Origin of the sequence: Mesorhizobium sp. M0317, assembly GCF_040321555.1 — a bacterium.
GTDB lineage: Bacteria > Pseudomonadota > Alphaproteobacteria > Rhizobiales > Rhizobiaceae > Mesorhizobium.
The window spans coordinates 45,547-72,359 of the sequence record NZ_JAMYRV010000034.1 but is presented as its reverse complement, the minus strand read 5'-3'; the positions used below and the strand labels follow the sequence as shown (position 1 = coordinate 72,359).

The window sequence follows — 26,813 nt, the reverse complement described above, 5'->3', positions numbered from 1 at the left end:
AAGTAGGAAGTAGGAAGTAGGAAGTAGGAAGTAGGAAGTAGGAAGTAGGAAGTAGGAAGTAGGAAGTAGGAAGTAGGAAGTAGGATGGGGTCTCGGCGTCGTTTCAATCCTTCACTACTCACTACTCACCATTGCCTAACGCCTTCTCGGCTTCTGCCACCCAGTGTCCAGCAATCCAAGCCGGCCGAGTTCCCGGTCCACGGCCCGCGTCACGTCCTTGCGCTGCGCGCCGACATCGCGCAGTTGGCGATCCGAAAGGTCCTCCACGTCCTGGCGCGGCAGGTTGATGGCGACTTTCGCCTGGCGAAGCCAGTCCGTTACGGCATGCAACCAGTTCGAGCGAGCTGCTGGCGAGTTCAAAACGAAGATGGACATGATGCGCTCCGTGTTCCGCCGGATATCAAATCCGGCTTGATGGTGTTTCGATGGATGCATCATGCCGCATTGAAATCCATGCGAGAAACGAGTAGTTCTTTTCGGATCGTCAAGTTTTATTTGAGGATACGGTGATGTCCCGTCTGTTGCCCGGAACGCGCGCGCTGAGGACTCTGGAAGCCGCCGCCCGCCACCTCAATTTCACCCGCGCTGCCGACGAGCTCGGGCTGACGCCGGCGGCGGTCAGCCACCAGATCAAGGAAATCGAGGATCAGCTCGGGCTGGTGCTGTTCACGCGAACCAGTCGTACCATCCGGTTGACCGAGGCAGGTACGGTGCTGTTCGAGGCCTCGATCGATGCGCTCGACCTGCTCAACCGGGCGGTGTCGCGGGCGCGCAAGCTGACGCGCGGCACGGCATTGCTGAAGGTGACGCTCGACGCGCAGTTCGCGTCAAAATGGCTGATGCGGCGCGTCGACGATTTTCGCAAACTTCAGCCCAGTATCGAGCTGAGGTTCGACATCGGCTACGAAGTGCGCGATTTCGAACTCGACGACGTCGATGTCGGCATCCGGTTCGGGGTCGGCAAGTATCCGGGGCTTCGCGCCCATCGCCTGTTCGACAACATCCTCATTCCGGTGTGCAGCCCGAGCCTGCTGACCTCCGGCCCGCCGCTGCGCGAACCGCGCGACCTCTTCAACCACACGCTTGCCCATATCGAATGGTCGCGCCAAGGCGTGACATGGCCGAACTGGCGCATGTGGATGGCGGCGGCCGGCATCAACGATTTCGACGACAGTCGGACTATCGTGTTTGGAACCTCTACCGATGCCGTGCAGGCGGCGCTCGACGGCAATGCCGTGGCGCTCGCCGAGTTCGCCATGGTGGCAAACGACCTTTCCCAGGGAAGGCTGGTGCAGCCCTTTGAACTCGGTCTGCGCGTGGGGCCGGAGTTCGGCTACTTCCTGGTCTATCCCGAGAGCACTGCCAACGATCCGCGCATCATCGCTTTCCGTGAATGGATCCTCGACGAAGTCGCCAGGACGCAGACCTGACGACTTCTGCAGGCCTCAGCCGGCGACCGGCGTCCCGAACCAGCCGATCACCGCGCCGATGATCAACAGCACGCCGAGCCAGTGGCCGCCGTCGATCAGGGTCAGGTCCCAGCCGAAATTCTCATAGCGATGGTTGGCCGTCAGCGTCGTGGCGACGAAACCCAGCCAGAGGACGAAGCCGAAGACCAGCCCTGCGACAAGGACCGGCTCGCCGCCGGTCATCGCGCCGACGACCAAGGCCAAGACCAGCGCCATGATCAGCTCGGCGATGAAGGAGATGATGAAGGGCAATATAGATTTCTTTGACGTTGACGGATCGATCCTGGCCGCCCTTATCCAAGGCCTGCTGAGGGCCGTGTACCAGACGGCGCCAAACAGCCACGCCGCGACGGCCGCGACAACCACCGCCAGCCAGTTCACCACTGAAAAATCCATAAAGTCCTCCCCTCAAGCATGCAGCCCAAAGCCTGACGGTTCTGGGATAACGACATGCGTATTCTTAAATCAATGCGCGATGGAACGCCTGTTCGGCAATGCCGTCAAGCGAAGCGCCACACCGTGGTGCGCTTGACCAGGGCGTCCTCCAGCGCCCGCGTCACTGCCACTTCGTAGACGGCGAGCGGCTCCAGTCCCGCCTTCGGCATGTAGGAGCGGCCCGGATCGCCGACGAGGATGTCAGCGCCGCGCGCCTTCAGTGTCGAAAACCACGGCATCAGCGTGTCGGCGAAGGATTTGTCGTAGAAGACGTCGCCGGCCACCACCACGTCCCAGCCGGCGTCGGTGCCGATGCAGTCCGTGCCGCAAAAGTCGATGGCAACGCCATTGGCCTCTGCGTTGAGGCGGATCGCCGTTTCGCAGAACGGGTCGATGTCGGCGGCGATCACGTGCGCCGCACCCGCCTTGGCGGCGGCGATGGCGACAAGGCCGGAGCCGGAGGCGAAGTCGAGCACGCGTTTGCCCCGCACATCCGACGGATTGTCCAGCACGTAACGGGCAAGGCCCTGACCGCCGGCCCAGGCAAAGGCCCAGAACGGCGGCGGCAGGCCGATTTCGATCAGCTCGTTCTCCGTGCGCTGCCAGAGGTCATGCGCTTCGTCGGCCAGATTGAGGACAATCTCCGGCACATGCGGCGGCGACATAAGCGCCGTGTTGTCGAGAATGAACTTTTTCGCGCTGTTCGGCGTGAGGACCGTCACGGAGCCGGCGTCAGGCCGCCCATGCGGCAGACTTCCTTCCATTCGGCCGGCGTCACCGGCTGTACGGAAAGCCGGCCGAGCCGCACCAGCGCCATTTCGGCAAGCTTCGGATTGGCCTTGACCTGTTCCAGCGTCGGCGGGTTCGGCACATCCTTGAAGGCTCGAATGTCGACGCATTCCCAGCGCGGATCGTCGGTGGTGCTGTCGGGATGGGCAAGCCCGCAGACTTCGGCAATGCCGACGACGTTCAGCCCTTCATTGGAGTGATAGAAGAAGCCGAGATCGCCGATCTGCATCGCCTTCATGTTGTTGCGCGCTGCATAGTTGCGCACGCCGTCCCACTGCGTGCCGGCCTTGCCCTTGGCCTTCAGCGCCTCGAAGGAGAAGACCGAAGGTTCGGATTTGAACAGCCAGTAGTTCATGTCTTTGCTCCAACTACTATTTTTTGCGCAATTCCGGACGGAAAACCGTTACACACTTTTCCTGGGATCGCTCTAGGCGCCGCCGGAACTAACTAGCCGCCGGCTTGTTGAAGGTCCAGTTCCACTGGCGGATTTCGACACTTTCGAACAGCCCGGCCTTGGCATAGGGGTCGGCAGCCGACAGCGCCTGCGCACCGGCGAGATCGGGCGCTTCGACGACGACGAGGCTGCCGTTGGGCTTGCCTTCGGCGTCGAGGAACGGGCCGGCAAAGGCCAGTTTGTTGTCGGCGTTCAGGCCTTCGAGAAAGGCGACGTGGACCGGCCGCGCGTCGACCCGCACCTGCAGGCTGCCTGGCTTGTCCTTGCAAATCAACGCAAACAGCATTTTTAAAACTCCGTTTTGGATTGCGACAACAGCCCGCTTGAACTGCCGAAATCGCGGTTTTGCTTTTATGCCGGCTTCGGGTCAATGCCAAATGACGATCTCTCGACGCATTGAATCTCCGCTATGGGTCAAGCCTAGTTGACAGTCGTGGGTTGATGAAAGTCACAAACGCAACCCGCTTCGCCGAAAGAGTGGACGAACGCGACAGGCTGCGTCGCGCACCACAACAGCGCACCAGCTTTGCTTGCCGCCGCTTATAAATACGCTACCGAGTATTTCGTAAATTCAAAAATAATCAATTTTCGATACGCAACACTCCAGCAAGTCAATTGTGAAATGGGCTGGTCTGCTCAGAACGCCTGAATAGAGGACGCAATGGAGAGCATCGCGCGCAACACGACGGTTCGGATCGACGACGTCGCGCTTGCTTTCACGGCCGGCATGGGGACCGAGCGTGTTCTGGTCTCTGCAATCATTCCTTGCCTGAACGAGGAACTGACGCTCGGCATCTGCATTAGCAAAGCCTTCAATGCCTTCTCGATGCGCGGCATCAAGGGGGAAGTCGTCGTTGGTGACAATGGATCCGCGGACAAGTCGGTGGAGATTGCGCAAAAGCTGGGAGCGCGGGTCGTTCATCAGCCGGTAAAGGGCTATGGCGCGGCAATCAGTGCCGCGGTCGAAGCGGCCGAAGGCAAATATCTCATCATGGCGGATGCCGATGATTCCTACGATTGGAGCCAGCTCGGCGATTTCGTCGATGCGTTGGAACAGGGTGCGGAACTTGTGATGGGCGACCGGTTCGCCGGCGGGATCCAGCCGGGCGCCATGCCATCGTTGCATCGCTACCTCGGCAATCCTGTCCTTTCCACCATCGCTCGCTGTTTGCACAACTCTCCGGTCCGCGACTTCCATTGCGGTATGCGCGGTTTCACGCGCGAGGCATTTCTAAAAATCGGCGCGCGCTCGCCGGGAATGGAATTCGCCTCGGAAATGATCATCAATGCGCATCGCGCCGGGCTCGCCATTCGTGAAGTGCCGATCAAGCTCTACCCCGACAAGCGCAACCGCGCGCCGCATCTGCGTTCTTTCCGGGACGGCTGGCGGCATCTGCGGCTGATCATAGCCCATGCGCCGGATACGATGTATCTCGTGCCTGGGCTGACCTTGTTGATCGCCGGCATTGCCGGCCTTGCAGCGCTCGCTGCCGGGCCTGTTCGCATCGGCGGATGGTATTTCGGCATTCACTTCGTCGCGCTCTCGGCCATGGCGACGTTGATTGGCCTTTCAGCGATCCTGTTCGGTATGCTGGCAAAGGTGGCAATCGCCATCTACCACCCGGTCTACAGCGGTCGAATTGTGCCGTGGCTGGCGCGCGGTCGCCCTCTGGAATGGCTGGTTTTTTCCGGTGGTGTACTCGCGGCAGCCGGCTTCGCGGCGGACGTCTCACTCGCGCTGCATTGGATTTTTGTCGGCGGCCCTATGGAGCAATCGGTGCATCTGACCTTTGTAGTCACCACCATCTGCGTGGCCGGCATGTCCATGGTGCTGTCCGGCTTCGTGCTCAAATTGCTGCTTGATACATTGAGTAGCAGACGTGATTCTAGCCCTCCAGCAGCCTTGCCGGCGGAAATTCAAGCGGCAAACGGCGCGGCCGAAAAGCCTTTTCTGTCGGTCGTCATGCCGGTCCATGACGGGGCGGCATGGATTGGGGCAACACTTGACTCGCTTGCTGCAGAGCCGACCGACGGCCTGGAGATAATCATTATCGACAGCAGCCCGACAAACGCCACTTCCGCCATTGTCGAGCGATTTCTCCACCGGCCGGCCTTCCGGCTGCTGCGGCGAAAAGATCTTGCGCCCTGGCAGTCGAAGACCAATCTGGGCGTTGAGCTGGCCGCCGCCGACTATGTCTGCATACTCCACCAAGACGACCTTTGGTTGCCCGGGCGCATAGAGGCCACGCGACGCTGGCTCGAGGACCTGCCCGAAGCAGCGCTTCACTTGGCCCCGACTGCGATCGTCGACCGCCACGGCCGGCGAATGGGATGCTGGAACTGTCCCTTGCCGAGCGACAAGGTGCTCGAATCCGACTTCTTGCTGGAACGGCTTCTCGTACAGAATTTCGTGTCCGTGCCTGCTCCGATATTTCGTCGGAATGCGTGGCTGGCATGCGGGGGTATGGATGAGAGGCTCTGGTATACGGCTGATTGGGATATATGGGCGAAGCTCGCCGTTGCCGGACCCGTCATTTATCACCAGGAGATAACCACGGCCTTCCGGGTTCATGGCGATTCGCTGACCGTAACCGGATCGCGCGATGCGAACGAATTCCGTTCGCAAATGCAGACTGTCCTGGAGCGCCATTTGGACCGGCTTTCGGCGCGCAGCCGGCGCCGGATCGAATCTGCTGCTCGAGCATCGATCAGCGTTAATGTGTCGCTGGCGGCTGCGTCAGCCGGCGACTTGAAGGCCTTGCTTCGAGCCGCTCGTATTATGCTGTCGCTCGGGCCGACGGGATTGAGGCGCTATTTGCGCGATTCGCGGCTGCGTGAGCGTGTCATGTGCCGGCTTCGCGCGAAACTGACAGGAGCTTTCTGAGGCAATGTCCAGCTCTGTCAGGATCGCCGACATCCCAGTGGACCAGAGCGAAAGACCGCTTCTGGAACGGGGATGGCGGTACATTGTGGTGGGAGCGATATGCGCAATTGCGCACAATGTCATCATGATTACGGTCGATCAGCTGGGCAGGCACTACCTGCTGGGCATCATGATTTCATTCCTGGCGGTGACGCCGACCGGCTACGCTCTGCACAGCTGGTTCACCTTCGGCAAACCGCTGCGCTTCAAGGCATTTGCGCGTTTTGCGGCAGGCGTGGCTGCGGCCTACCCGATCTCGGTAGCCATGATGGTGCTTCTCTGTTCCTGGCTTGGCCTTGGTGTTGCGATCGCGTCTCCGATCGCCACCGTCGCATTGCTCATCTGGAACGTTGTCGTTGCGCACCTGGCGATCTTGTCACGGTTCAATCTGCGGCCCGCCACCGCGCCGACGGCATCGTCTCGCCCAGCCACACAGCAATTTGCGGGAAACGAGGAATAAGAATGTTACCGCCAGGTCAGATCATACGCAGGGCTCTTGGCCGCCATTTCAAGCCGGTCGGAGACGTCTACCGTCGTGTTTTCGTCAATCTCAATGTAATCGCGGATTTTCTCGATCGCGAATTGCCGAACGGCGCGAAGGTTTTGGATATCGGCGGCGGTGATGGAGCGCTTGTCGACCGGCTGCTCGATCGGCGCCCCGACCTGACGGTTACGATGTGCGATCTCGCCCCTTCGATCGGTGCGTTTCTAAGCAACGCAAATCGGGCAAAGGTCAAACTTCTGCCCGCGACGGACCTTTCCAGCGTGCAAGGGTCTTACGATGTCGTCACGATTTCCGACGTCATTCATCATGTACCGGTCGATGGGCGCGACGCGTTCTTCAAATCGCTGGCCGCCGGTTGCGAACGCTGGGCCTGCCGGAAGATCATCCTCAAGGACATCGAGCCTGGTGGAATACGCGCCACCTTGTCGCTTCTTGCGGACCGGCACATTACCGGAGACAAGCATGTCGTCTTGTTTTCGCGTTCGGACTTCGCGGCCATGGCAAAGCGGCATTTCCCGACGGCAAAGAGAGCATCGGCATCACCGGACCGGCCGAATTATTGTGAACTGCTCAGCTGGTAGCAGATGGGTGGATCCCGGCGTGTCACGAGGCGGTAAGCGCGGATCACCGACACGCTATTTGGTCGCGATGGTGCTGAGCATGCTGGCGATCCGGTGACTCTCCGGGCGATCGACCAGAAATTTATCGATAAACTTCAACGGGAATGTCAGCGTCAGGATTGCGGCTTTCGCTATCATGTAGCGGGTTCGGTTCTCTCGACCGATAACGACGCCGATATATTCCGAAAGGATGTTGACGATCGCGCTTGTCGGTCCTTGATGCGTCTGGACCTCCACCCTTGCGAACCGCTGCAGAAGCTGCTCGATCCCATCCTTTGTGAAGTTGCAGTAGTGGGCGGGATAGCCATGATAGGGGAACAGGAAGGGGTTGATGCACAGCAGCTTTCCACCCGGCTTCAGGACACGGAACACTTCATCGACGACCGCTACCGGATTGGGAACATGCTCGATCACGCTGTCCAGAATGACGAAGTCGACGGAATTGCTCGCAAGCGGCGTGTGCTCGATATTCGCAACCAGATCGACGTTCGGCGTGGGGAACAGGTCGATGTTGAGGACATCGGGGCGGACGCGCCGTGCGCCGGAGCCGAACTCAACGATCATTGAGTCCTGAGGTATCGACGCAAGAAACGAATTCAGCGTGTCGTGCGGTGAATATTCGCTGGTGATGACCTGCTTCAGCGAATTGTAGAGACGGGCGCGCGTACTGGTACCGGCATACGCCTCTTCATGGAAGCTCGCGTCGAAGCCCTCCCTCACCGGCGACTCGACAAAGAACGGAATGCCTTTGTGCACGGGATAGGTGGCAGGGCAAGATTCGCAGGTCAGGGCAACCGGGCTTGTGCCAAGCTTGGAATAGCAGACTGGGCAGACGAGGCCCGATGCCATCTTGGGTTGTAGCACGCGATGTCCTTTCAAGCCTCCGCATTGTCGCAGGAGGCAGGTTGCCATGTCTGAACATAACCCCTTCTTAGCAAGCAAAAGGCTAACAGCGGCTAAAGTCCGCTGCGAATAGACTGGCTGGCGCGGAGCACTGCAAGAATCCGAAGCGCGACGGCCGCAGTTCCGCACAGTGCTCGGAAAATTAACCGCGGTGGAACCATGCTTCGCCAAGCGGAGCTGCCGGCCTGGAAGTTATTGTCTGGGGATGAAGGGCGGTGCGCCCAGCGAGGCAGCACGCGCTGGCGTCCGGCAAGGGTAGGGGTGGTCTGCCTGGGCACGATCGAGGGGGTTGTCTTGAATACGCAGGAGCCGGGACCAAACAAGCTGTTCGCTCTCGGGCAGCGCCAAATCTCAATTTATCTGCATGTCCTGATCGCACTCAAGATCATCTTGCTGTTCATTCTGGCCTGGAACATCCGCTTCGTCATGGATGAATTCGTCCAACTCGGATGGGCCAAATATTTCTCCAACGGCCTGTTCGGTACGATCTGGCACCCCAAGGCGGTCGGTTATGCGGTTTTTTATGAGATTGCTCATCTGATCGGCTGGAATGCCACGTCGATCCTGCTTGCTGGCCGCATGCAGACTGCGCTGCTGGCCTGCGGGACGATCTCTTTGATCTACGCATGCGCTCGCGCTCTGGGCGAGGATCGCGTGCGCGCTTTGACGATCGTCCTCGTTCTCCTGTGCTTTTCGAATTTCATGGAGCGCATCTTTCGTACCATCGCCGAACCGCCGGCAGTGTTCTTCGCCGTGGCGGCGTTGCTGGTTGTCCTGCGCGCACCTGGGTTGAGGGCAAGGCAGCTTGTTGCCGCCGGCATGCTAAGTGGCCTTGCCTTCGTCATCACTCAGAAATCGGTCTACTTCAACGTTGCGCTCGGCATCGGCCTTGTTGCTGACGCAGCCTTGATGAGACGCTACGCAACAGGGGCGGTTCGCGGAGGGTGGCTCGTGCTTGGATGGGTCGTTCCGATAATGGTCTATTGCTTGATCTTCGGTGGAGGCGCCCCTGTTCTCGCGGCCAAAAACCTTATACTTGGCCCGGTCGAGATTGCGACGCGTGGAGGCGGTGACTACGGGGGACTCAGGCAGTTCGTGTTACAGACACTGGCGCGGAACGCCCTTCTTTACGGGATCTGTTTCTCCGGTTCGGCCCTGTCACTGATGCGGATCATGAAACTCGATGGTCGAAGGCGAATTGCGCTGATCTTTTCACTCGTCATCACGGTGCTGGTATTCACGCACGACCAGCCCTGGCCTTATGTCTTCATCATGGCGTTGCCGTTCGTTGCGCTCTGGTCGTTGGAGCTTCTCGACAGCACCGCAACCCACGCGCGCTACCGGGTTCCTGTCCTCGCGGTGCTGATCACAGCCATCGCCATGAGCTACGCGAGCAATGTCGTTTACCTACGCCTCAACAATCAGACCCAGCTTGAACTGGTCTCGCGCGCGGAATCTTTGCTCGCACCGGATGAGAAGTATTTCGACGGCATCGCCATGCTGCCCAATCGACAGGAGCCCTCCACACTCTGGCTCGACCAGCATTATGTCTTGAAAACATTGCAGGAAGGCAGGCAATCGGAAGCCTACAAAGTTCTCTCGGATTCCCCGCCCAAGATGGTCCTCTGGTCATATCGCATGGATTTGATCGATACCGTCATCGCGCCTCTCATCCGCGACAGCTACGTCCAGATCGCTCCCAACATCAGAATGGCTGGTCGTCGCCTCTATTCCGGTCGTCCGGTCGTTTTCAAGGTGCCTGTCGCCGGACGATACAGCCTGTACACGACCAGCGGGGAGCTTGCAGACGGCGAGGTCGAGATAAACGGCACCTCGCATTCTTCGCCCCTATCCTTGGAGGCAGGTACCAGCGAGTTTGTCCTGCGCAACGGTCCAGCCGAGGCACTGCTGCTGCCGGAAGGTGACTATAAAAACCGCATCGTGCCTGGCGGGGACAATGCCGAGCTGTTTACGGGAGTTTACAATTAAATACCGGTTTCGGTCTTCAGCGGCCGGGTCATCAATGCCGTGACAGCCTGCCGAATGGTGATCGTGCCGTCCAGTATCGCCGACACCGCAGCGATGATCGGCGCGTCGATGTCGCGCTCGGTGGCGATGCGGGCGGCGATCGCCGCCGTCGGTACGCCTTCGGCGAGCGGCAGTCCCGACAAGGGCTTACCTTGCCCCAGCGCCAGCCCATAGGCGAAATTGCGCGACTGGGCGGAAGAGCAGGTGAGCAAAAGGTCGCCGAGGCCGGAAAGCCCCATCAGCGTCTCCGGCTTGGCGCCGAAGGACGCGCCGATGCGGCGCAGTTCGACGAAGCCGCGTGTCACCATGGCGGCCTGCGCGCTGGCGCCGAGCCCAGCGCCGGTGACGGCGCCAGCGGCAATGGCGAACACATTCTTCAAAGCACCGCCGATCTCGACGCCGATCAAATCGTCGCTGGAATAGCAGCGCAGGTTCTGCGCCGAAAAGCGCGCGGCAAGTTCGGCCGCCAAGGCGTCGTCGCGTGCAGCAACCACGACAGCGGTCGGCAGACCCCTGGCGACGTCGGCGGCAAAGCTCGGACCGGACAGGGCCGAAACCGGAGTTTCGGGCAGAATCTCATCAACGATCGCCGACAGCAGCGCGCCGGTGTCGCGCTCAATGCCTTTGGCGCAGAGAACCAGCGGGATGCCTTTCGGCATATGGGGCTTTGCCGTCGTCAGCATGGCGCGCAGCGCCTGTGCCGGCGCCACGGCCAGCGCGCAATCGGCATCAGTCAGGGCCGTGCCGATATCGCTGGTCGCCGCAATGCCTGTTTCAATGGCGATGCCGGGGAGATAACGCGGGTTCTCGCCGCGGCGGATCGCGGAAACCGTCTCTTCGACGCGGGCGTAGAGCCGGACATCGTGACCGGCGCGCAGCATCGCCAGCGCCAGCGCCGTGCCCCAGGCGCCGCCGCCAAGCACGGCGACGCGCCAGCCGGTTCTGTCCCTGCCGCTTGTCTTGCTGGCGCTCATGCTTTCGCTCCGCGCCGGCCAGAGCCGACCATCGGGGCCGAAATGCTGTCCAGCGGCCAGCGCGAACGCGGCACGAAATCGAAGCCGTTCTCTTGCGAAAGGCCTGCCCGCAACCGCTCGATGCCGGCCCAGGCGATCATCGCCGCGTTGTCGGTGCACAGTTTGAGCGGCGGCGCGACAAAGGCGAAGCCGGCCTCGGCGCACTGCTTCTGCAGCGTCGCCTTGATCGCTCTGTTGGCGGCGACGCCACCGGCAACGACCAGCGCCGGCTCGGCCTTGTCCGGAAATTCGTCGCGGAAGCGGGCCAGCGCGCGGGCCACGCGGTCGCCAAGTGCGTCGGCTACCGCCGCCTGGAACGAGGCGCAGATGTCGGCGACATCCTGCTCGCTCAGCGGCTGGATGGCGGCCGCCGCCTGGCGCACGGCGGTCTTGAGGCCGGAGAAGGAGAAATCGGGCTGCGCCGAGCCCCTCATCGGCCGCGGAAAGGCAAAGCGCGTCGCATCGCCCGACATTGCCGCCTTTTCGACATTCGGGCCGCCGGGATAGGGCAGGCCGAGCATTTTGGCCGTCTTGTCGAAAGCTTCGCCGAGCGCGTCGTCGATGGTCGTCGCCCAGCGCTGGTAGTCGCCAACACCGTGCACGGCGACGATCTGCGTGTGGCCGCCGGAAACCAGCAGCAGCAAATAGGGAAAGTCGAGCCCGTCGGTCAGCCTTGCGGTCAGTGCGTGGCCTTCGAGATGGTTGATGGCGATCAGCGGCTTGCCGGCGGCCGCTGCAATCGCCTTGGCCGTCATCAGGCCGACGATCAGCCCGCCGACCAGGCCGGGGCCCGCAGTGGCGGCAATGGCGTCGATGTCGGCCAGGGCTACGCCCGAATCCGCAAGAGCGGCCTCGACAATGCCGTCCAGCGCCTCGACATGGGCGCGCGCGGCGATCTCCGGCACGACGCCGCCGAAGGCGGCGTGCTCCTCGATCTGGCTGAGCACGATGTTGGACGCAATCACCGGCACGGAATCGCCGTCCAGCGTCACCACGCTGGCGGCGGTCTCGTCGCAACTCGTCTCAATGCCCAGAACGCGGATCAATTCGTCGCTATCTCCAGAGATTGTGTCGCCGGACTTTCCTAGTTAGTAGAGGCGGGCCTCGCTAGGGAGAGCGCCGGAAACGCAAAGCCAGCCGGGGGTTATCACGGACCGCGCGCCATGCAAACTTTGAAAATAGGAACACGCGGCAGCCCGCTGGCGCTCGCCCAGGCGCATGAGACGCAGGCGCGGCTGATGGAAGCGCATGGCATGCCGGCGGAAGCCTTCGAGGTCGTCGTCATTTCGACCAGCGGCGACCGCATCCAGGACCGGCCGCTGTCGGAAGCCGGCGGCAAGGGCCTGTTCACCAAGGAAATCGAAGAGGCGCTGCTGGCCGGCACGATCGATATCGCCGTGCATTCCTCCAAGGATATGCCGACAGTGCTGCCGGACGGGCTGGAGCTGTCCGCCTTCCTGCCGCGCGAGGATGCGCGGGACGCCTTCATCGGCAAGGTGGTGAAGCGCATTGTTGATTTGCCGCAAGGCGCCAAGGTCGGGTCGTCTTCGCTCAGGCGCCAGGCGCTGATCCGGCGCATGCGGCCGGACCTAGACGTGGTCATGTTCCGCGGCAATGTGCAGACCAGGCTGCGCAAGCTGGAGGAAGGCGTCGCCGAAGGCACGATCCTCGCTTATGCCGGGCTGAAGCGGCTCGGGCTCGGCCATGTCGTCACCGATCTGATGCCGCTCGATGCTTTTCCGCCGGCGCCGGGACAAGGCGCAATCGGCATCGAAACCCGCATCGGCGACAGCGAGGTCGAAAAGATGCTGGTGGCCATCCATGATGTGCCGACAGGCCAGGCGCTGGCCTGTGAGCGCGCCTTCCTGGCGGCGCTCGATGGCTCCTGCCGCACGCCGATCGCCGGCTATGCGACGATATCGGGCGGCAGGCTGGTTTTCGCCGGGCTGATCATTTCGCCCGATGGCACGCAATCGCATGAGGTCAAGGCCGAAGGCTTGGCGCTGGATGCCGCTGACATCGGCACGGACGCGGCCAGGATGGTGCGGGTCAAAGCGGGCGAAACCTTCTTCGACGGCTGGGTCTGATATGCGTGTCCTGGTGACGCGGCCGCAACCGGGGGCGTCGCGAACCATGCGGCGGCTGCAGGAATTGGGATTTGAGCCGCTCCTTCTGCCGCTGACCGAAACGGTGACACTGCCGGTTGGCGCCGATGCTGCGAGCGACGATGCCGTGGCCGTCGCTGTGACCAGCGCCAATGCCGTGCGGCATGCGCCGAAAGAACTCATTCGTGCGCTCGCCGCCTTGCCTTGCCATGCCGTCGGACGCAGGACGGCTGAAGCGGCACGTTCGGCAGGGTTCTTGTCGGTCAGCGAAGGGGCGGGCGACGCCGAGCGGCTGGCCGAGGCGATTGCTGCCGGCCTTTCCGGCAAGGCGGTCGTCTATCTCACAGGGCGCGTGCGGTTTCCGGCATTCGAGGCGCGGCTGCGAAAGGTCGGCGTCGAGGTCCGCACCGTCGAAACCTACGACACGATTTCGCTCGATTATTCCGATGATGAAATCCGTGCACGCCTGTCCGATCAGGCGGTCGACGCGGTGCTGCTCTATTCAGCCAAGGCGGCGGCAGCGTTGCAGGCCTTGACCAACCGGGCGGGGCTGCGCGATCTCTTTGAAAACATGCAGGCTTTTGCGCTCTCCGAGCGCGTGGCAGCGGCATTTGACAATGCCGCCGGCAAAAAAATACGCATGGCGCGGGAACCGCAGGAGGAGGCGCTGCTTGAGCTGTTGCACCGCGGCGACTGAGCCCCGTGTCATCACGCCGCCCCTTTTCACCTGATGATGATGTGCTAGACCATTTTTCAAACCATCACGCGCCGTCGGGCGCCCAGACGAAGCAGGATTGCGGAGCCCAGGCATGGTCAAGACGCCGAAGATGCGACATTCGAAAAGCCGCCGCGAGCCGGTGACCATCGAACTCGAACCCGGCGCTGTCTCGCGCATTGCCGATGCGGATGCCGCCAAGACGGATGTCGCCAACTCGGATGACGTCGGGGGCCCGGCAGAATCGGTTGCGGCCGAGGATGCGGCTGCCATGGCCAATGCGCAGCCGGAGACGCCTGACGAGCCCGTTCATGCCGATCAAGCCGATCTCGAGCCGTGGGAGCACTCCGACGCCGCGGCGCAGGCCGCTCCCGAAAGCGCCGATGCCAAGGCGTCCACCCAGGCGGAGCAGCCTTATCCCACCGCTTCGGATGCGCCACCGCGCGCCAGAACCTCCGACTACAATTTCGAGGATGCCTCGCTCAAGCCGGGTGCACCCAAGGAAACCCCAAGAACAGCCGGGAACCAGCCCATGGCCGCGCAACCGAAGCGCACGAGCGGCATTGCCGCCGGCATCATCGGCGGTGTCATCGCGCTGGCTGCCGCCGGCGGGCTGCAGTTTGCCGGCATGCTTGGCGCTCCGGGCTCAGGGGCGGGCACGGTCTCGCTCGACGGCGTCAATGGCGAGATCGCTTCGCTGAAGCGCGAAATCGCCGACCTCAGGGAAGCCAGCGGCAATAGCGCCGCAACCGCCAAGGTCGACGGGCTGTCTTCGGCGCTGGATCAGGTCAAGGCCGATGTCGCATCGCTGAAATCGGCGGTCGAAAAGGGCGGCGCCGGCGACAATGCCGGGCTTGCAGCGCTTGGCGACAAGGTCAAGCAGATCGAGACGGCGGTTGCCGCCCTTCGCCAGGCCAGTGGTGCAGCGCCCGTCGATCTCGCGCCGCTCAATGAAAGACTGGCGGGCCTCGACGCACTGGTGAAATCGGCCGGTGAGGCAGCCAAGACGCAGGAAGGCAAGATCGCCGCGCTGGAGCAGTCGGTGACGCAGCTCGCCGGCAAGGTCGATGCGCAGGCCTCGCAGCCAAAGATCGCGATGGCCATCGCCGCTTCGGCCTTGAAGGCGGCGCTTGACCGCGGCGCGCCGTTCGCCGCCGAGTTGGAGACCTTCGCAGCGATCTCGCCCGATGCACCGCAGATTGCGGCGCTGCGTCCCTACGCTGAAAAGGGCGTCCCGACCCGCACCGAGATCGCCGGCGAGGCCGATGCCGCGGCCAATGCGATGGTCGCGGCGGCGACGCCGGTCGATGAAAATGCCGGCTTCTTCCAGAACCTTTTGTCGAGCGCCGAATCGCTGGTCAAGGTTCGGCCGATCGGCGCCGTCGAAGGCGCCGGCGCGCCGGAAACCGTGGCGCGCATCGAAGTGGCGGTCAATCAGGGCGACTACGCCAAGGCGCTCAGCGAATACGCAACGCTGCCGGATCCAGTCAAGGCTGCCGGCGCCGACTTTGCCGGCAAACTGAAGGCGCGCATCGACGTCGAGATGCAGGTCGACGCGCTGATTGCAGGTGCGATGAAGGCATGAGGACGACACGATGATCCGCATTCTCATCTTTCTCGCCGCCGTCTTCGCGCTCGGCCTCGGCTTTGCCTGGCTGGCCGATCGTCCCGGCGAGATGGTCGTCACCTTCAACGGTTACCAATACCAGGTCAGCCTGATGGTGGCGGCGGTGGCGATCGTTGCCGTCGTCGCAGCGGTGATGATCGTCTGGTGGCTGATCAAGTCGCTGTGGAACAGCCCGTACACGATCTCGCGCTATTTCCGCGTCCGCCGCCGCGACCGTGGCTATCAGGCGCTGTCGACCGGCATGATCGCAGCCGGCGCCGGCGATGGCGCGCTGGCCCGCAAGAAGTCCAAGGAAGCCGCCAAGCTGATCCGCTCCGACCAGGAGCCGCTGATCCAGTTGCTCGAAGCGCAAGCCTCGCTGCTCGAAGGCGACCATGAGGGCGCGCGCGAAAAATTCGAGGCCATGCTCGACGACCCCGAAATGCGGCTGCTCGGCCTGCGCGGGCTCTATCTCGAAGCCGAACGGCTCGGCGACCGCAACGCCGCGCGTCACTATGCCGGGCGCGCCGCTTCCGTCGCACCGCAACTGGCTTGGGCCGCCGAATCGACGCTTGAAGATCTGACCGGGCGCGGCGACTGGGACGGCGCGCTGAAGCTGGTGGAGGCGCAGAAGTCGACCAGGCAGATCGAACGCGACGCCGCCAATCGCCGCCGCGCTGTGCTGTTGACCGCCAAGGCGCAGGCGCTGACCGACAGCGACCCCAATGCAGCCAAGGCAGCGGCACTCGAGGCAAACAAGCTCGCGCCCGATTTCGCGCCGGCCGCGGTTGCAGCCGCCAATCTTCTGTTCAAACAGAACGATGTGCGCAAAGGCTCGAAGATCCTTGAGGCAGCCTGGAAGGCGGAGCCGCATCCCGAGATCGCCGAGCTCTACACCCATGCAAGGCCGGGAGATGCCGTGGTCGATCGTCTCAACCGGGCGAAGAAGCTGCAGGAGCTGAAGCGCAACAATGCCGAATCGTCGATGACGGTGGCGCGCGCCGCGCTCGATGCGCAGGATTTTTCCACCGCCCGCCGCGAGGCGGAAGCGGCGATCCGCATGGATCGCCGGGAAGGCGCTTACCTGCTGCTGGCCGATATCGAGGAGGCAGAGACCGGCGACCAGGGCAAGATCAGGCAATTGCTGTCCAAGGCGGTCCGCGCGCCGCGCGATCCGGCCTGGGTCGCCGACGGCGTCGTCTCCGAACGCTGGGCGCCGGTATCGCCGGTCAGCGGCAAGCTCGACGCTTTCGCCTGGCGCGCGCCGATGGAGCGGCTGGGCCAGCTCATCGACAGCCATGAAGACGAAGCCGATGTTCCTGTGCTCGCACCTGCCAAGCCGGCAAAGGAAGCCGAAGTGATCGATCATCCGGCCATCGCCAGGACGATCAGCGAGGCGCCGACCGAGCCGAAGCCCGCTGTGGGCGATGACCAGGTCACGCCGGTCACCGCCGCCGCTTTCGCCGCAATACCACCCGATGCCGAACCCGTCGAACCTGCCGAGGAACTGGCGCGGCTGCCCGACGACCCCGGCGTCGACCCCGATGACGAAGCGGAGAAGTCACCGCGCCGCTTCCGCCTGTTTTGATCCCTGAAACATGATCCCAAAAAGTGGATACCGGTTTTTGGAAAAGATCATGCTCCAATAAAGTGAAGTGAGCACCATGTTCGAACGCGTCCTGGCCTTTCTGAAAGACCTGCCCTCCGGGGCTGGGGCTCGCGCCAATGCGGACGATCCGCGCGTTGCGGCGTCGGCTTTGCTCTATCATGTGATGAATGCCGACGGCGTGCGCCAGGATGTCGAGTGGGAGCGGTTCAAGCAGGTGCTGGCGCAGAGCTATTCGATCAGCGGCGACGAGCTCGATGCACTGGCCGCCGCCGGCGAGCGCGCCGACAATGAGGCGATCGACCTCTATGCCTTCACCAGCGTCTTGAAGCGCCATCTCGACGCCGAGGCGCGCAAGGCTTTCATCGGCCTGATGTGGGAAATCGTCTATGCCGACGGCGAACTGCATGAACTGGAGGACAACACCGTCTGGCGCGTTGCCGAACTGATCGGCGTCGAGCGCCAGGATCGCGTCGAGGCGCGCCGCAAGGCGGCGGCCGCCGCGCCCGGCGCCAGCGGAACGTCGAGCGACGAATAGGATTCCGCCTTTCCATGCCGTCCAGACCGAGCTCGAAACCAAAAATCCTGATCGTGCTGCATCAGGAGACTTCGAGCCCCGGCCGGGTTGGCCACATGCTGCTCGAGGAAGGTTTCGACCTCGACATCCGCCGGCCGCCTCTCGGCGACAGCCTGCCGGAGACGCTGGAGGGACACGCCGGCGCCGTGGTGTTCGGCGGGCCGATGAGCGCCAATGACGAAGATGAGTTCGTCCGCCGCGAGACCAACTGGCTCAATATTCCGCTAAAGGAGAACCGGCCCGTCCTCGGCATCTGCCTTGGCGCGCAGATGCTGGCCAATCATCTCGGCGGCAAGGTCGAGGGGCATGGCGAGGGGCTGGTCGAGATCGGCTGGTATCCGCTGAAGCCGACCGAGGCCGGCAAGAAACTGCTGCCCTGGCCCGACATGGTCTACCAGTTTCACCGCGAAGGCTTTTCGCTGCCCAGGGATGCGACGCTGCTGGCGACGGCGGAAACCTACCCCAACCAGGCTTTTCGCTATGGCGACAATGCCTGGGGCATCCAGTTCCATGGCGAACTGACCCGGTTGATGATGCAGCGCTGGGTGGTGCGCGGCGCACACCGTTTCGAATTGCCCGGCGCGCAGCCCGGCCGCGACCATCTCGGCGGCCGGCTGATCTGGGATATGCACCTCAAGCGCTGGCTGAGCGAATTTTTGAGCCTGATCTTCGGCAAGCCTACTGAGGGATAGAGCAAAATCCAACTACTCTGAACGGCCGAGCTTGCCCAAAGACGACTTACCTCTGGGAGGCGTGTACGATGGATCCGGGACCTTAGCCCGTTCCCGCAGATTTGGATTGCGCCCCAAACACTCCGATGGATCGAAAAACTCCGTGGCGCATTTAAGCTTCGGCTAATAACGGCCCCAGGAGAGAACCAATGAAGAAGACGCTGCTCATTTTGAGCCTACTCATTCCGCTCGCGGCATGCTCCCGCACCGAACAAGGCGCTGCCGTCGGTGGTTTGGGTGGCGCAGCTGTAGGCGCAGCAGTGGCCGGCGACCCGGTAAAAGGGGCGGTTGTTGGCGGGGCGGTCGGAGCGCTGGCCGGGGCGGTCATCGGGCACGCCAGCGAAGCCGGCCAGTGCAGATATCGCGGTCGGAACGGTCGAGTTTACGTTGCTCAGTGCCCGGACGGCTACTGATCTCAAAGGCGCGTGATCTCTTTCGATCACGCGCCTGCTCGGGGTAGGATAACTTGAATGGCATATGACAGCAAAAGACTGCTGGCTTTCTGGTTAGCCGTTGTCAGCGCTGTCGCGATAAACGCCGAACTTTCGACTGCGGCCTTGGCCGCACCTGTAGAAGCGAAGACGATTGCCGATCACTTCTCATCGGTAAAGTCCATGTCCGGGGACTTTGTCCAGTCGGGGCCAAGAGCGGAAAGGACCAAAGGGAAATTTTTCCTCCAGCGGCCGGGCAAGATCCGGTTCAACTATGCAGGCCAATCAGGGGTCAGCGTAATGCAGATGGAAAATCCTTGGTGGTCTATAACAATAAGCTCAAGACATCGCGGCTTTATGCTCTCTCGAAGACGCCGCTCAAGCTGCTCCTCGACAATCAGGTCAACTTTTCCGGCAATCGCCTCAAAAGTATCAAGGACGATGGCGCCCAGGTGATCATCAGGCTGGCCGACAAGTCGGCCTTCGGCAATTCGAATATCACTATGGTGTTTGACAGGGAATCGCTCGATCTACGCAGATGGACCCTGACTGACGAGAGGGGCCTTACCTCGACAGTCACCATATCCAACGTGAAGCAGGGCGTTCGCGCTCCTGCGGGCACCTTCACTATCGACTATGCCGCAAACCGTGAATTCAACACCAAAACGAAATAGTCGGCAGCGCCACGAACTGCCCGTGTAACACTACTCGGCGGCCGTCTCCGACGGCACCTCTGCTGGTGCCGAAGGCTCGGCCTCCGCATGCGGCTTGCGCCGTGAAAACAGCGACCTTAGCGTGACGTAGAACACCGGCGTCAGGAACAGGCCGACGAAGGTGACGCCGAGCATGCCGGAGAACACCGCGGTGCCGAGCGACTGGCGCATTTCCGCGCCCGGGCCTGTCGCGATCATCAGCGGCACGACGCCGAGGATGAACGAGAAGGCGGTCATCAGGATCGGCCGCAGCCTGAGCCGGCAGGCTTCGACGGCAGCCTCGGCGGCCGACAGGCCGCGTTCCTGCGCCTGCCGCGCGAATTCGACGATGAGGATCGCGTTCTTGGCGGCAAGTCCGATCAGCACGATGAGGCCGATCTGCACGAGGATGTTGTTGTCCAGCCCTCGGAACGACACGCCGAGCAACGCTGCGAGCACGCCGAGCGGCACCACCAGCACGATGGCGAACGGCAGCACCCAGCTTTCATATTGCGCCGCCAGCGCCAGGAACACGAACAGCACCGACAGTCCGAAGATATAGACAGCGGCATTGCCGGTGTTGCGCTCCTGATAGGCGAGTTCGGTCCATTCGTAGGAGGTACCGGCCGGCAACGTCTGTGCCGTGATTGCTTCCATCTTGGCAAGCGCATCGCCGGTGGAAACACCGGGCGCGGCGTTGCCCTGCAGCGGCACGGAGACGTACATGTTGTAGCGCTGGACCAGCGCCGGGCCGGTGACGTCGCGGATCTCGATCAACGTGCCCAGCGGAACCAGCGCGCCGGTCGCCGAGCGCACCTTCAGTTTCAAGATGTCGGCGCGATCGAGGCGGAACGCCTGGTCGGCCTGCGCGCGCACCTGGTAGACGCGCCCGAAAGCGTTGAAGTCGTTGACGTAGGCGGTGCCCAGATTGATCGACAGCGTCTCGAAGATATTGGGGATCGGCACGTTCAGGATGCGCGCCTTGTCGCGATCGATCGCCAGGAAGAATTGCGGGCTGGACGCGGAGAAGGTGGTGAACACGCCGGTCAGCCCCGCCGTCTTGTTGGCCTTGCCGGCAATTTCATAGGCAAGCGCCAGGATCTGCCGCATGTCGGCGCTGTTGCGCTCCTGGATCTGCAGCTTGAAGCCGCCGGCATTGCCGACGCCGCGGATCGGCGGCGGCGGCAGTGCGATAATGAAGGCTTCCTTGATGCTTTGCAGGCTGCCGAACAAATTGCCGATGACCTGGGTCGCGGACTGGCCGGTTTCCAGTCGCTCGTCAAACGGCTTGAACCTGGCGAAGATCACGCCCGCGTTGCTGGCATTGGTAAAGGTGGCACCGGAGAAGCCGGCGAAGGCGACCGCGTAGTCGACGCCCGGCGTTTTCTGGATGATCTGCGACGCCTGCTGGATGACGGCATCGGTCCGCGATAGCGAGGCGCCGTCCGGCAACTGGACGACGACGATCGCATAGCCCTGGTCGAGCGACGGAATGAAACCGCGCGGCACCGTCTGAACCATATAGACCGTGGCGTAGATGAGGGCCGCGAAAACGGCCAGCGTGGCGGCGATCGCTATCCGCGAGCCGACCAACACGCGCACGATGCTCGAATACCAATGGGCGACCTTGTCGAAGCCGCGATTGAAGCCGTCGGCGAGCGCCCGTCCAAACCGCGCCAGGAAAAAGCGCGGCGGCGCCGCAGCAGTGTGGTGCGGCTTGAACAGCAGCGCGGCCAAGGCCGGCGAGAGCGTCAGCGAATTGAATGCCGAGATCGCCGTCGACACCGCGATGGTGATCGCAAACTGCAGGTAGAACTGCCCGGAAATGCCGGGAATGAAGGCTGTCGGCACGAACACCGCTATCAGCACCAGCGAGATCGCGATGACCGCCGTTCCGACTTCGTCCATGGTCAGATGCGACGCCGGATTGGGCGCCAGCCCGCTGGCGATATTTCGCTCGACGTTCTCGACCACGACGATCGCATCGTCGACGACGATGCCGATGGCCAGCACGAGGCCGAACAGCGTCAGCATGTTGAGGGAGAAGCCGGCGGCGTAAAGCACCGCCAGCGTGCCGATCAGCGACACGGGGATCGCCACGATCGGCACGATCGCCATGCGCCACGATTGCAGGAAGACGATGATGACGATGATGACCAGAACCATCGCCTCGAGGATCGTCTTGTAGACCTCCTGGATCGACTCGGCGACGAACTCGGTCGGATTGTAGACGATGTCGTAGCTCAATCCCTTCGGGAAGTCCTGGGAAAGCTCCTTCATCTTGTCCTGGATCTCCGCGGCTGCGGCGAGCGCATTGGTGCCTGGCCGCTGGAAGATGGCGAGCGCCACCGCCGGTTTGCCGTTGAGATAGGAGTTGGTGACGTAATCCTTGGCGCCGAGCTCGATGCGCGCCACGTCCTGCAGCTGGATCAGGCGGCCGTCTTCGGCCGATTTGACGATCACGTATCGGAAGTCCCGTGCGTCGTTGAAGCGGCCTTGCGTGGTGACCGTGTACTGGAACGCCGTGCCGGTATTGGTCGGCGGCGCGCCGATGGAGCCGCCCGACACCTGGACGTTCTGGTCGCGCAGCGCCTGCACCACATCGCCCGAGGTCATCCCCAAGGCGGACAGTTTTTCCGGATCGAGCCAGATGCGCAGCGAATATTCGCGTTCGCCAAAGATGATGAGGTCGCCGACGCCGTCCAACCTGAGCAGTATGTCGCGCACCCGCGAGCGGGCGTAGTTCGAGACGTAGAGCTGGTCGTAGGTATTGTCGGGCGACAGCATGTGCACGACCATCATCAGGTCGGGCGAGCTCTTGATGGTGGTGATGCCGAGGCGGCGGACTTCTTCGGGCAGGCGCGGCTCGGCGACCGAGACGCGGTTCTGCACCAGCACCTGCGCCTGGTCGAGATCGGTGCCCAGCTTGAAGGTGATGGTCAGCGCCATCGCTCCGTCGCCCGACGAATAGGACGACATGTAAAGCATGCCCTCGACGCCGTTGATCTCCTGCTCGATCGGCGTTGCCACCGTCGCTGCCACTGTCTCGGCGTCGGCGCCCGGGTACTGGGCGCGAACGACGATGGTCGGCGGCGCGATCTCGGGATATTGCGCGATCGGCAGCTGGGTATAGGCAATCCCGCCGAGGATCAGCAGGACGATCGAAACCACCGATGCGAAGATCGGACGGTCGACGAAGAAATGGGCGAACCTCATTGCTGCAACCCGGCGGTCTCGACCTTGGGCGGCAACGTCACCATCTCGACCTTCACCTTGGTGCCGGGCCTGGCGTGCATCAGCCCGTTGACGATGATCGTCTCGTCGCCGGTCAGGCCCGCGCGGATCACCCGGTAGCCGTCGAGAAGCGGGCCGGTGCGCACGGGCTTCGCCGACACCATCCCAGCCTCATCCACTAGGTACACGATGCGGCGATCCTGATCGGCGCCGACCGCCTCGTCGGGCACCAGGACGCCGCTATGCGGCAGCGACCCCGGCACGTTGATGCGCCCGAACATGCCTGGCTGGAGAACGCCGTCGGCGTTGGCAAACCTTGCACGCACCCGCATGGTGCCGGTCGCGTTGTCGATCCGGTTCTCGGCAAAATCGAGCTTGCCCTTGAATACCGCCTCCGCGCGGTCGGCGACGCGAACCACCACCTCGAGCCCGCCGGCGCCTTCCTGCATGCTGCCGCCGCGCTCCTTCGCGTCGCGGGCGTAGCTGAAATACAGGCGCTCATCGACGTCGAAATAGAAGTCGATCGGATCGCGCGTGACGATGGTCGTCAGCAAGGTGGAATCCGGCTGCACGAGGTTGCCGACCGACACCAGCCGGCGGTCGATGCGGCCGGACAAGGGCGCCTTGATCTCGGTGAACTCCAGGTTCAGGTTGGCCGTCGTCAGCGCCGCCGTCGCGCCCTGCATCTGCGCCTGCGCCGAAAGGTATTCCCGCCGGCGGTCGTCGACCGTAGCGGCCGAGATATTGCCGGTCTTGGCGAGTTCATCGGCGCGATCCAGCTGCATCTTGGAGAATTCGAGCAGGGACTTGGCGACGTCCACTTGCGATTTGGCGGCATCGTAGGCCGCCTGGTACGGACGCTGGTCGATGGTGAAGAGCAGGTCGCCCTTGTTGACCAGTGCGCCGTCCTGGAAGCTGATCTTGTCCAGATAGCCGCTGACGCGCGAACGGATGGCGACCTCGTCGACGGCTTCGAAGCGCCCGACGAACTCGTCGTCTTCGACGATTTCACGCACCACCGGCTTGGCCGCCGTCACCACCGGCAGTTGCTGGTCCTGCGCAAACGCGTTGCTGCTGAAAGCCATGCCGAGCAGGAATGCCACTGGGACGGCGGAGCGGGCCAGCCAGCCGACCGATCGGCTGGGTCGCCCGCTTGCGTCGCGATGCGATTGCCGATTCCCTGAAGTGTCCATTTGCGTCCCCGCTAGCTGGACCCGGAGGTCGGGTGGTTCTCTTCTATATTTAAGGTTTCTCGTCGAGACCAGAGCACTGCAGTATTGTGCATGGCAACATAATCATTTTCCATATGGACTGAAATGTCCACCCTGTGGCTGCCCCGCCATCTGGCTAGTTCGCCCAGAACCGGCCCATCCGCTTCCGGTCCATCTCAGCCGTCATCGGCGCAAGCTGATTTGGACCGAGCGCCGGATCCTGCGGCTTACTCGATCAGTTGCGGCTGTTGAGATGCCGCACCCTTCGCAGTTGCGGAAACAGCACCGCCCACAGTCCGGCGACGGCAATCGCACCGACGCCGCCGATCACCACCGCCGGCACGGTGCCGATCAGCGCCGCCATGGTGCCGGCGCGGAACTCGCCGACTTCGTTGGAGGCGCCGACGAAGACCTGGTTGACGGCGTTGACGCGGCCGCGCACCTCGTCGGGTGTCCACAGCTGGATCAGCGTCTCCCTGATATAGACGCTGAACATGTCGGTGGCGCCGAGGCCGGCAAGGGCCAGGATCGACAGCCAGGTGATGGTCGAGACGCCGAACAGCACGGTGAAGGCGCCGAACCCGGCGACGAAGCCGAGCATGATCTTGCCGGCACTGTCGCGCAGCGGATGCCCGGCAAGCCAGACCGCGACACAGATGGCGCCGATGCCGGGCGCCGAGCGCAGCAGGCCGAGGCCCCACGGGCCGAGTTCCAGAATATCGCGGGCATAGACCGGCAGCAGCGCCGAGGCACCGGACAGAAGCACGGCGAAGAGGTCGAGCGAGATGGCGCCCAGGACGATCTTCTCGCTCCAGATGTATCGGAAGCCGGCAAACAGCGTCTCCATCGTCGGCTTGTCGGTGGCGCTCTGCTGGGCCGGTTTCGGAATGGTGAAGATCAGCAGACTGGCCACCAGCATCAGCACGGAGGCAACGGCGTAAGCGGCTTCGGCCGAGACGCCATAGAGCAGGCCGCCGGCGACCGGGCCGACAATGGTCGCCGTTTGCCAGGCGGACGAGTTCCAGGCGATCGCATTGCCGAAATCTTCCGGCGGAACAAGGTTGGCGAACAGCGACGACGAGGCCGGCCCATAAAAAGCGCGCGCCAGGCCGAACATAGCCAGCACGATGAAGATCGGCAGCGGGCTGACGAGACCGCGCAGCGTGAAGTACAACAGGACAAGCGCACAACCTGCCTCGACTACCGTCGCCAGCGCCATGATCAGGCGGCGGCCGAAACGGTCGGCGACAACGCCGGTGACCAGCACCAGCAGCAGCGACGGCAGGAACTGGACGATTCCGACAATGCCGAGATCGAAGGGATCGCGCGTCAGATCATAGATCTGCCAGCCGACGGCGACGGACACGATCATGGTGGCGAAGGTGGTCAGGAAACGCGCCGCCCAATAGCTCAGGAAGGAGCGATGGCGGAAGGCGGCGTAACGCCGGTCAGGCGGTGTATGGGAATGGGATGTCATGGATACAGGCCCCGTTGCTTGCATTGGCCGGCGGGGCACTTCCCGGAAATGGGCGCTGTTCCGGCCAATGAAACTTATCAAAGTTCGGGGCGCGTATGCGTGAAAATCGGGCCTGGATCAAGCGGTTTTCCAGCCGCTCGCCCGATTGCACGCGGACGTTACTGCCTCAGCGCGGCGGTGATGGCGTCGAGGCCGCCCTGTAATTCCGCCTCTTTCGGCCAGCCGAAACCGACGCGGAAGAAGCGCTTGGGCATATCGAACCAGTGGCCGGGACCGACATAGGTGCCGTGGTTTTCCAAGAGATTGACGTAGAAACGGTCGAGGTCGAAGTCTGGACTGACATTGAGCCTTGGAAATCCGACGACGCCGCCTTGTGGCCGCACCCAGTCGACCAGCGGCTCGCGGTCGATCCAGTCTTGCACGATGTCGCGGCGTTTCGCCATCTCGGGCAGCAGCGCGCCCAAGAAAGCGTCGCGGCGCCCCAGCATGCCGCGCGCAATGCCTTCGTCGATGACGCTGCCGCAAATGCCGATCTGCTCCTTGGCGGCGAGGAAGCGCTCCTGCAGTTCGGCATCGCTGGTGATCAGCCAGCCAATGCGGATGCCGGGAATGCCGAAGGCTTTCGACAGCGACGAGACGCTGATCGCTTTGGGGCTGAGAGAAGCCGCCGCCGGCAGGCGCTGTCCATAGGAGAGGTCGCGATAGGTCTCGTCGACCAGCAGATGGCGGCCGCTCGCTTCGGCCAGCGCAATCAGCGCGTCGAGATCGGCCCGGCCCATCATCGTGCCGGTCGGGTTGTGCGGGCAGGTGACGCTGATCAGCTTGGTGTTCGGTTGCATGCTGGCGGCGACGCGGCCGAAATCGATGGCAAAGCCTGCGTCGAAATCGAGATCGACATAGGAGATGGCGCAGCCGATCGCCTTGGGGGTCTCGATGTTGGTGGCGTAGTTCGGCCGGACGACGACAAGGTGGTCGCGCTCCGACAGAAGCGAGGTCGAAATGATGAAGAGCGCGCCCGCCGCACCGGCGGTCACAAGAACATCGTCAGGCGAAATGCCGGAATCCTGCGCCGCGATCAGCGCCCGCAACTCCTTGTCGCCGCGATGCTCGCCGTAGAACAGCGTGAGATCCGGCAGCGACAGGCCGACGTCGGAGAGTTTCTGATCGGCGATCGAGCTTTCGGAGAGATTGAACCGAATGCGATCGTAGCCGTATTCCTCCGGCGCCTCTTTCTCGATCACCATTCTGGCGTAGTTCATGGCTGCTCCCCCAAAGTCCTGACACTCAGA

24 protein-coding genes and 1 pseudogene are annotated in these 26,813 nt (G+C 62.8%); 13 read left to right on the top strand and 12 right to left on the bottom strand.

Annotated elements, in window-relative coordinates:
- Window positions 1-135: 135 nt before the first annotated feature.
- Window positions 136-375, bottom strand: a complete 240-nt coding sequence (locus NKI88_RS22060; protein ID WP_023670491.1) for a hypothetical protein — start codon at window positions 373-375, stop codon at window positions 136-138.
- 134 nt (window positions 376-509) lie between these two features.
- Here NKI88_RS22060 and gcvA point away from each other — a divergent pair, with 134 nt between their 5' ends.
- Window positions 510-1,430: a transcriptional regulator GcvA gene (gene gcvA / locus NKI88_RS22055; protein WP_023683901.1), complete on the top strand. Its 921-nt coding sequence runs from the start codon at window positions 510-512 to the stop codon at window positions 1,428-1,430.
- A gap of 15 nt (window positions 1,431-1,445) precedes the next feature.
- On the opposite strand, the gene NKI88_RS22050 is transcribed toward gcvA, so the two are convergent.
- The 4 genes from NKI88_RS22050 to NKI88_RS22035 form a co-directional block, all read right to left on the bottom strand.
- Window positions 1,446-1,865, bottom strand: coding sequence for a DUF1761 domain-containing protein (locus tag NKI88_RS22050; RefSeq protein WP_352657171.1), 420 nt, complete (start codon window positions 1,863-1,865; stop codon window positions 1,446-1,448).
- A gap of 104 nt (window positions 1,866-1,969) precedes the next feature.
- Window positions 1,970-2,668, bottom strand: coding sequence for a class I SAM-dependent methyltransferase (locus NKI88_RS22045; protein WP_352657169.1), 699 nt, complete (start codon window positions 2,666-2,668; stop codon window positions 1,970-1,972).
- Window positions 2,623-3,048 (bottom strand): EVE domain-containing protein, encoded by a 426-nt coding sequence (locus NKI88_RS22040; RefSeq protein WP_023683904.1) that lies wholly within the window; start codon window positions 3,046-3,048, stop codon window positions 2,623-2,625. Before NKI88_RS22040 ends, NKI88_RS22045 begins: the two co-directional genes overlap by 46 nt.
- Window positions 3,049-3,136: 88 nt before the next feature.
- Window positions 3,137-3,433, bottom strand: coding sequence for a YciI-like protein (locus NKI88_RS22035; protein WP_352657167.1), 297 nt, complete (start codon window positions 3,431-3,433; stop codon window positions 3,137-3,139).
- Between the two features lie 375 nt (window positions 3,434-3,808).
- Between NKI88_RS22035 and NKI88_RS22030 the strand changes: the two genes are divergently transcribed.
- Genes NKI88_RS22030 through NKI88_RS22020 form a run of 3 tightly spaced genes read left to right on the top strand, consistent with a single transcriptional unit; the run spans window position 3,809 to window position 7,156 of the window.
- The gene (locus NKI88_RS22030; protein WP_352652347.1) at window positions 3,809-6,031 is read left to right on the top strand and encodes a glycosyltransferase family 2 protein; all 2,223 of its coding nucleotides are present in this window, start codon (window positions 3,809-3,811) and stop codon (window positions 6,029-6,031) included.
- Between the two features lie 4 nt (window positions 6,032-6,035).
- Window positions 6,036-6,530: a GtrA family protein gene (locus NKI88_RS22025; protein WP_081726168.1), complete on the top strand. Its 495-nt coding sequence runs from the start codon at window positions 6,036-6,038 to the stop codon at window positions 6,528-6,530.
- 2 nt (window positions 6,531-6,532) lie between these two features.
- Window positions 6,533-7,156 carry a class I SAM-dependent methyltransferase gene (locus NKI88_RS22020; RefSeq protein ID WP_352657164.1) on the top strand — a complete coding sequence of 208 codons (624 nt, stop codon included), beginning with the start codon at window positions 6,533-6,535 and terminating at the stop codon, window positions 7,154-7,156.
- Window positions 7,157-7,210: 54 nt separating this feature from the next.
- Here the strand turns inward: NKI88_RS22020 and NKI88_RS22015 are convergent, their stop codons facing one another.
- Window positions 7,211-8,074 (bottom strand): methyltransferase domain-containing protein, encoded by an 864-nt coding sequence (locus tag NKI88_RS22015; protein WP_352657162.1) that lies wholly within the window; start codon window positions 8,072-8,074, stop codon window positions 7,211-7,213.
- 318 nt (window positions 8,075-8,392) lie between these two features.
- Here NKI88_RS22015 and NKI88_RS22010 point away from each other — a divergent pair, with 318 nt between their 5' ends.
- Window positions 8,393-10,087 carry a DUF7056 domain-containing protein gene (locus tag NKI88_RS22010; RefSeq protein WP_352657160.1) on the top strand — a complete coding sequence of 565 codons (1,695 nt, stop codon included), beginning with the start codon at window positions 8,393-8,395 and terminating at the stop codon, window positions 10,085-10,087.
- On the opposite strand, the gene NKI88_RS22005 is transcribed toward NKI88_RS22010, so the two are convergent.
- Both NKI88_RS22005 and tsaD read right to left on the bottom strand, forming a co-directional pair.
- The gene (locus NKI88_RS22005) at window positions 10,084-11,100 is read right to left on the bottom strand and encodes an NAD(P)H-dependent glycerol-3-phosphate dehydrogenase (RefSeq protein ID WP_352657158.1); all 1,017 of its coding nucleotides are present in this window, start codon (window positions 11,098-11,100) and stop codon (window positions 10,084-10,086) included. The two genes, NKI88_RS22010 and NKI88_RS22005, sit on opposite strands and share 4 nt — an antisense overlap.
- Window positions 11,097-12,182: a tRNA (adenosine(37)-N6)-threonylcarbamoyltransferase complex transferase subunit TsaD gene (tsaD, locus tag NKI88_RS22000; protein WP_352657178.1), complete on the bottom strand. Its 1,086-nt coding sequence runs from the start codon at window positions 12,180-12,182 to the stop codon at window positions 11,097-11,099. The genes NKI88_RS22005 and tsaD overlap by 4 nt, the downstream gene beginning before the upstream one ends.
- Window positions 12,183-12,302: 120 nt before the next feature.
- On the opposite strand from tsaD, the gene hemC reads away from it, so the two are divergent.
- The 8 genes and pseudogenes from hemC (at window position 12,303) to NKI88_RS31855 (ending at window position 19,584) form a co-directional block, all read left to right on the top strand.
- Complete coding sequence (hemC, locus tag NKI88_RS21995) at window positions 12,303-13,226, top strand: hydroxymethylbilane synthase (protein ID WP_352657156.1); 924 nt, start codon at window positions 12,303-12,305, stop codon at window positions 13,224-13,226.
- A 1-nt stretch (window position 13,227) separates the two neighbouring features.
- On the top strand, window positions 13,228-13,941 hold the full coding sequence (locus tag NKI88_RS21990) for a uroporphyrinogen-III synthase (RefSeq protein ID WP_352657154.1): 714 nt from the start codon (window positions 13,228-13,230) through the stop codon (window positions 13,939-13,941).
- Window positions 13,942-14,053: 112 nt separating this feature from the next.
- Window positions 14,054-15,544 carry a COG4223 family protein gene (locus NKI88_RS21985; RefSeq protein WP_352657152.1) on the top strand — a complete coding sequence of 497 codons (1,491 nt, stop codon included), beginning with the start codon at window positions 14,054-14,056 and terminating at the stop codon, window positions 15,542-15,544.
- A gap of 10 nt (window positions 15,545-15,554) precedes the next feature.
- Entirely contained in the window at window positions 15,555-17,153 is a 1,599-nt protein-coding gene (locus NKI88_RS21980) for a heme biosynthesis protein HemY (RefSeq protein WP_352657150.1), read from the top strand.
- 76 nt (window positions 17,154-17,229) lie between these two features.
- The gene (locus NKI88_RS21975) at window positions 17,230-17,709 is read left to right on the top strand and encodes a tellurite resistance TerB family protein (protein WP_023702389.1); all 480 of its coding nucleotides are present in this window, start codon (window positions 17,230-17,232) and stop codon (window positions 17,707-17,709) included.
- 14 nt (window positions 17,710-17,723) lie between these two features.
- The gene (locus tag NKI88_RS21970; RefSeq protein ID WP_352657148.1) at window positions 17,724-18,440 is read left to right on the top strand and encodes a glutamine amidotransferase; all 717 of its coding nucleotides are present in this window, start codon (window positions 17,724-17,726) and stop codon (window positions 18,438-18,440) included.
- A gap of 188 nt (window positions 18,441-18,628) precedes the next feature.
- Window positions 18,629-18,892: a YMGG-like glycine zipper-containing protein gene (locus NKI88_RS21965; protein WP_023670477.1), complete on the top strand. Its 264-nt coding sequence runs from the start codon at window positions 18,629-18,631 to the stop codon at window positions 18,890-18,892.
- Window positions 18,893-18,949: 57 nt separating this feature from the next.
- Window positions 18,950-19,584: pseudogene (locus NKI88_RS31855) on the top strand (LolA family protein).
- A 30-nt stretch (window positions 19,585-19,614) separates the two neighbouring features.
- Here the strand turns inward: NKI88_RS31855 and NKI88_RS21950 are convergent.
- The 4 genes from NKI88_RS21950 to NKI88_RS21935 all read right to left on the bottom strand — a co-directional run bounded on the left by NKI88_RS21950 (window position 19,615) and on the right by NKI88_RS21935 (window position 26,783).
- Window positions 19,615-22,818, bottom strand: a complete 3,204-nt coding sequence (locus tag NKI88_RS21950; protein WP_352657146.1) for an efflux RND transporter permease subunit — start codon at window positions 22,816-22,818, stop codon at window positions 19,615-19,617.
- On the bottom strand, window positions 22,815-23,921 hold the full coding sequence (locus NKI88_RS21945; RefSeq protein WP_023687741.1) for an efflux RND transporter periplasmic adaptor subunit: 1,107 nt from the start codon (window positions 23,919-23,921) through the stop codon (window positions 22,815-22,817). The genes NKI88_RS21950 and NKI88_RS21945 overlap by 4 nt, the downstream gene beginning before the upstream one ends.
- Before the next feature lie 361 nt (window positions 23,922-24,282).
- Window positions 24,283-25,524 carry an MFS transporter gene (locus NKI88_RS21940; protein ID WP_352657144.1) on the bottom strand — a complete coding sequence of 414 codons (1,242 nt, stop codon included), beginning with the start codon at window positions 25,522-25,524 and terminating at the stop codon, window positions 24,283-24,285.
- 158 nt (window positions 25,525-25,682) lie between these two features.
- On the bottom strand, window positions 25,683-26,783 hold the full coding sequence (locus NKI88_RS21935) for an aminotransferase class I/II-fold pyridoxal phosphate-dependent enzyme (RefSeq protein WP_352657142.1): 1,101 nt from the start codon (window positions 26,781-26,783) through the stop codon (window positions 25,683-25,685).
- Between the last annotated feature and the right edge of the window lie 30 nt (window positions 26,784-26,813).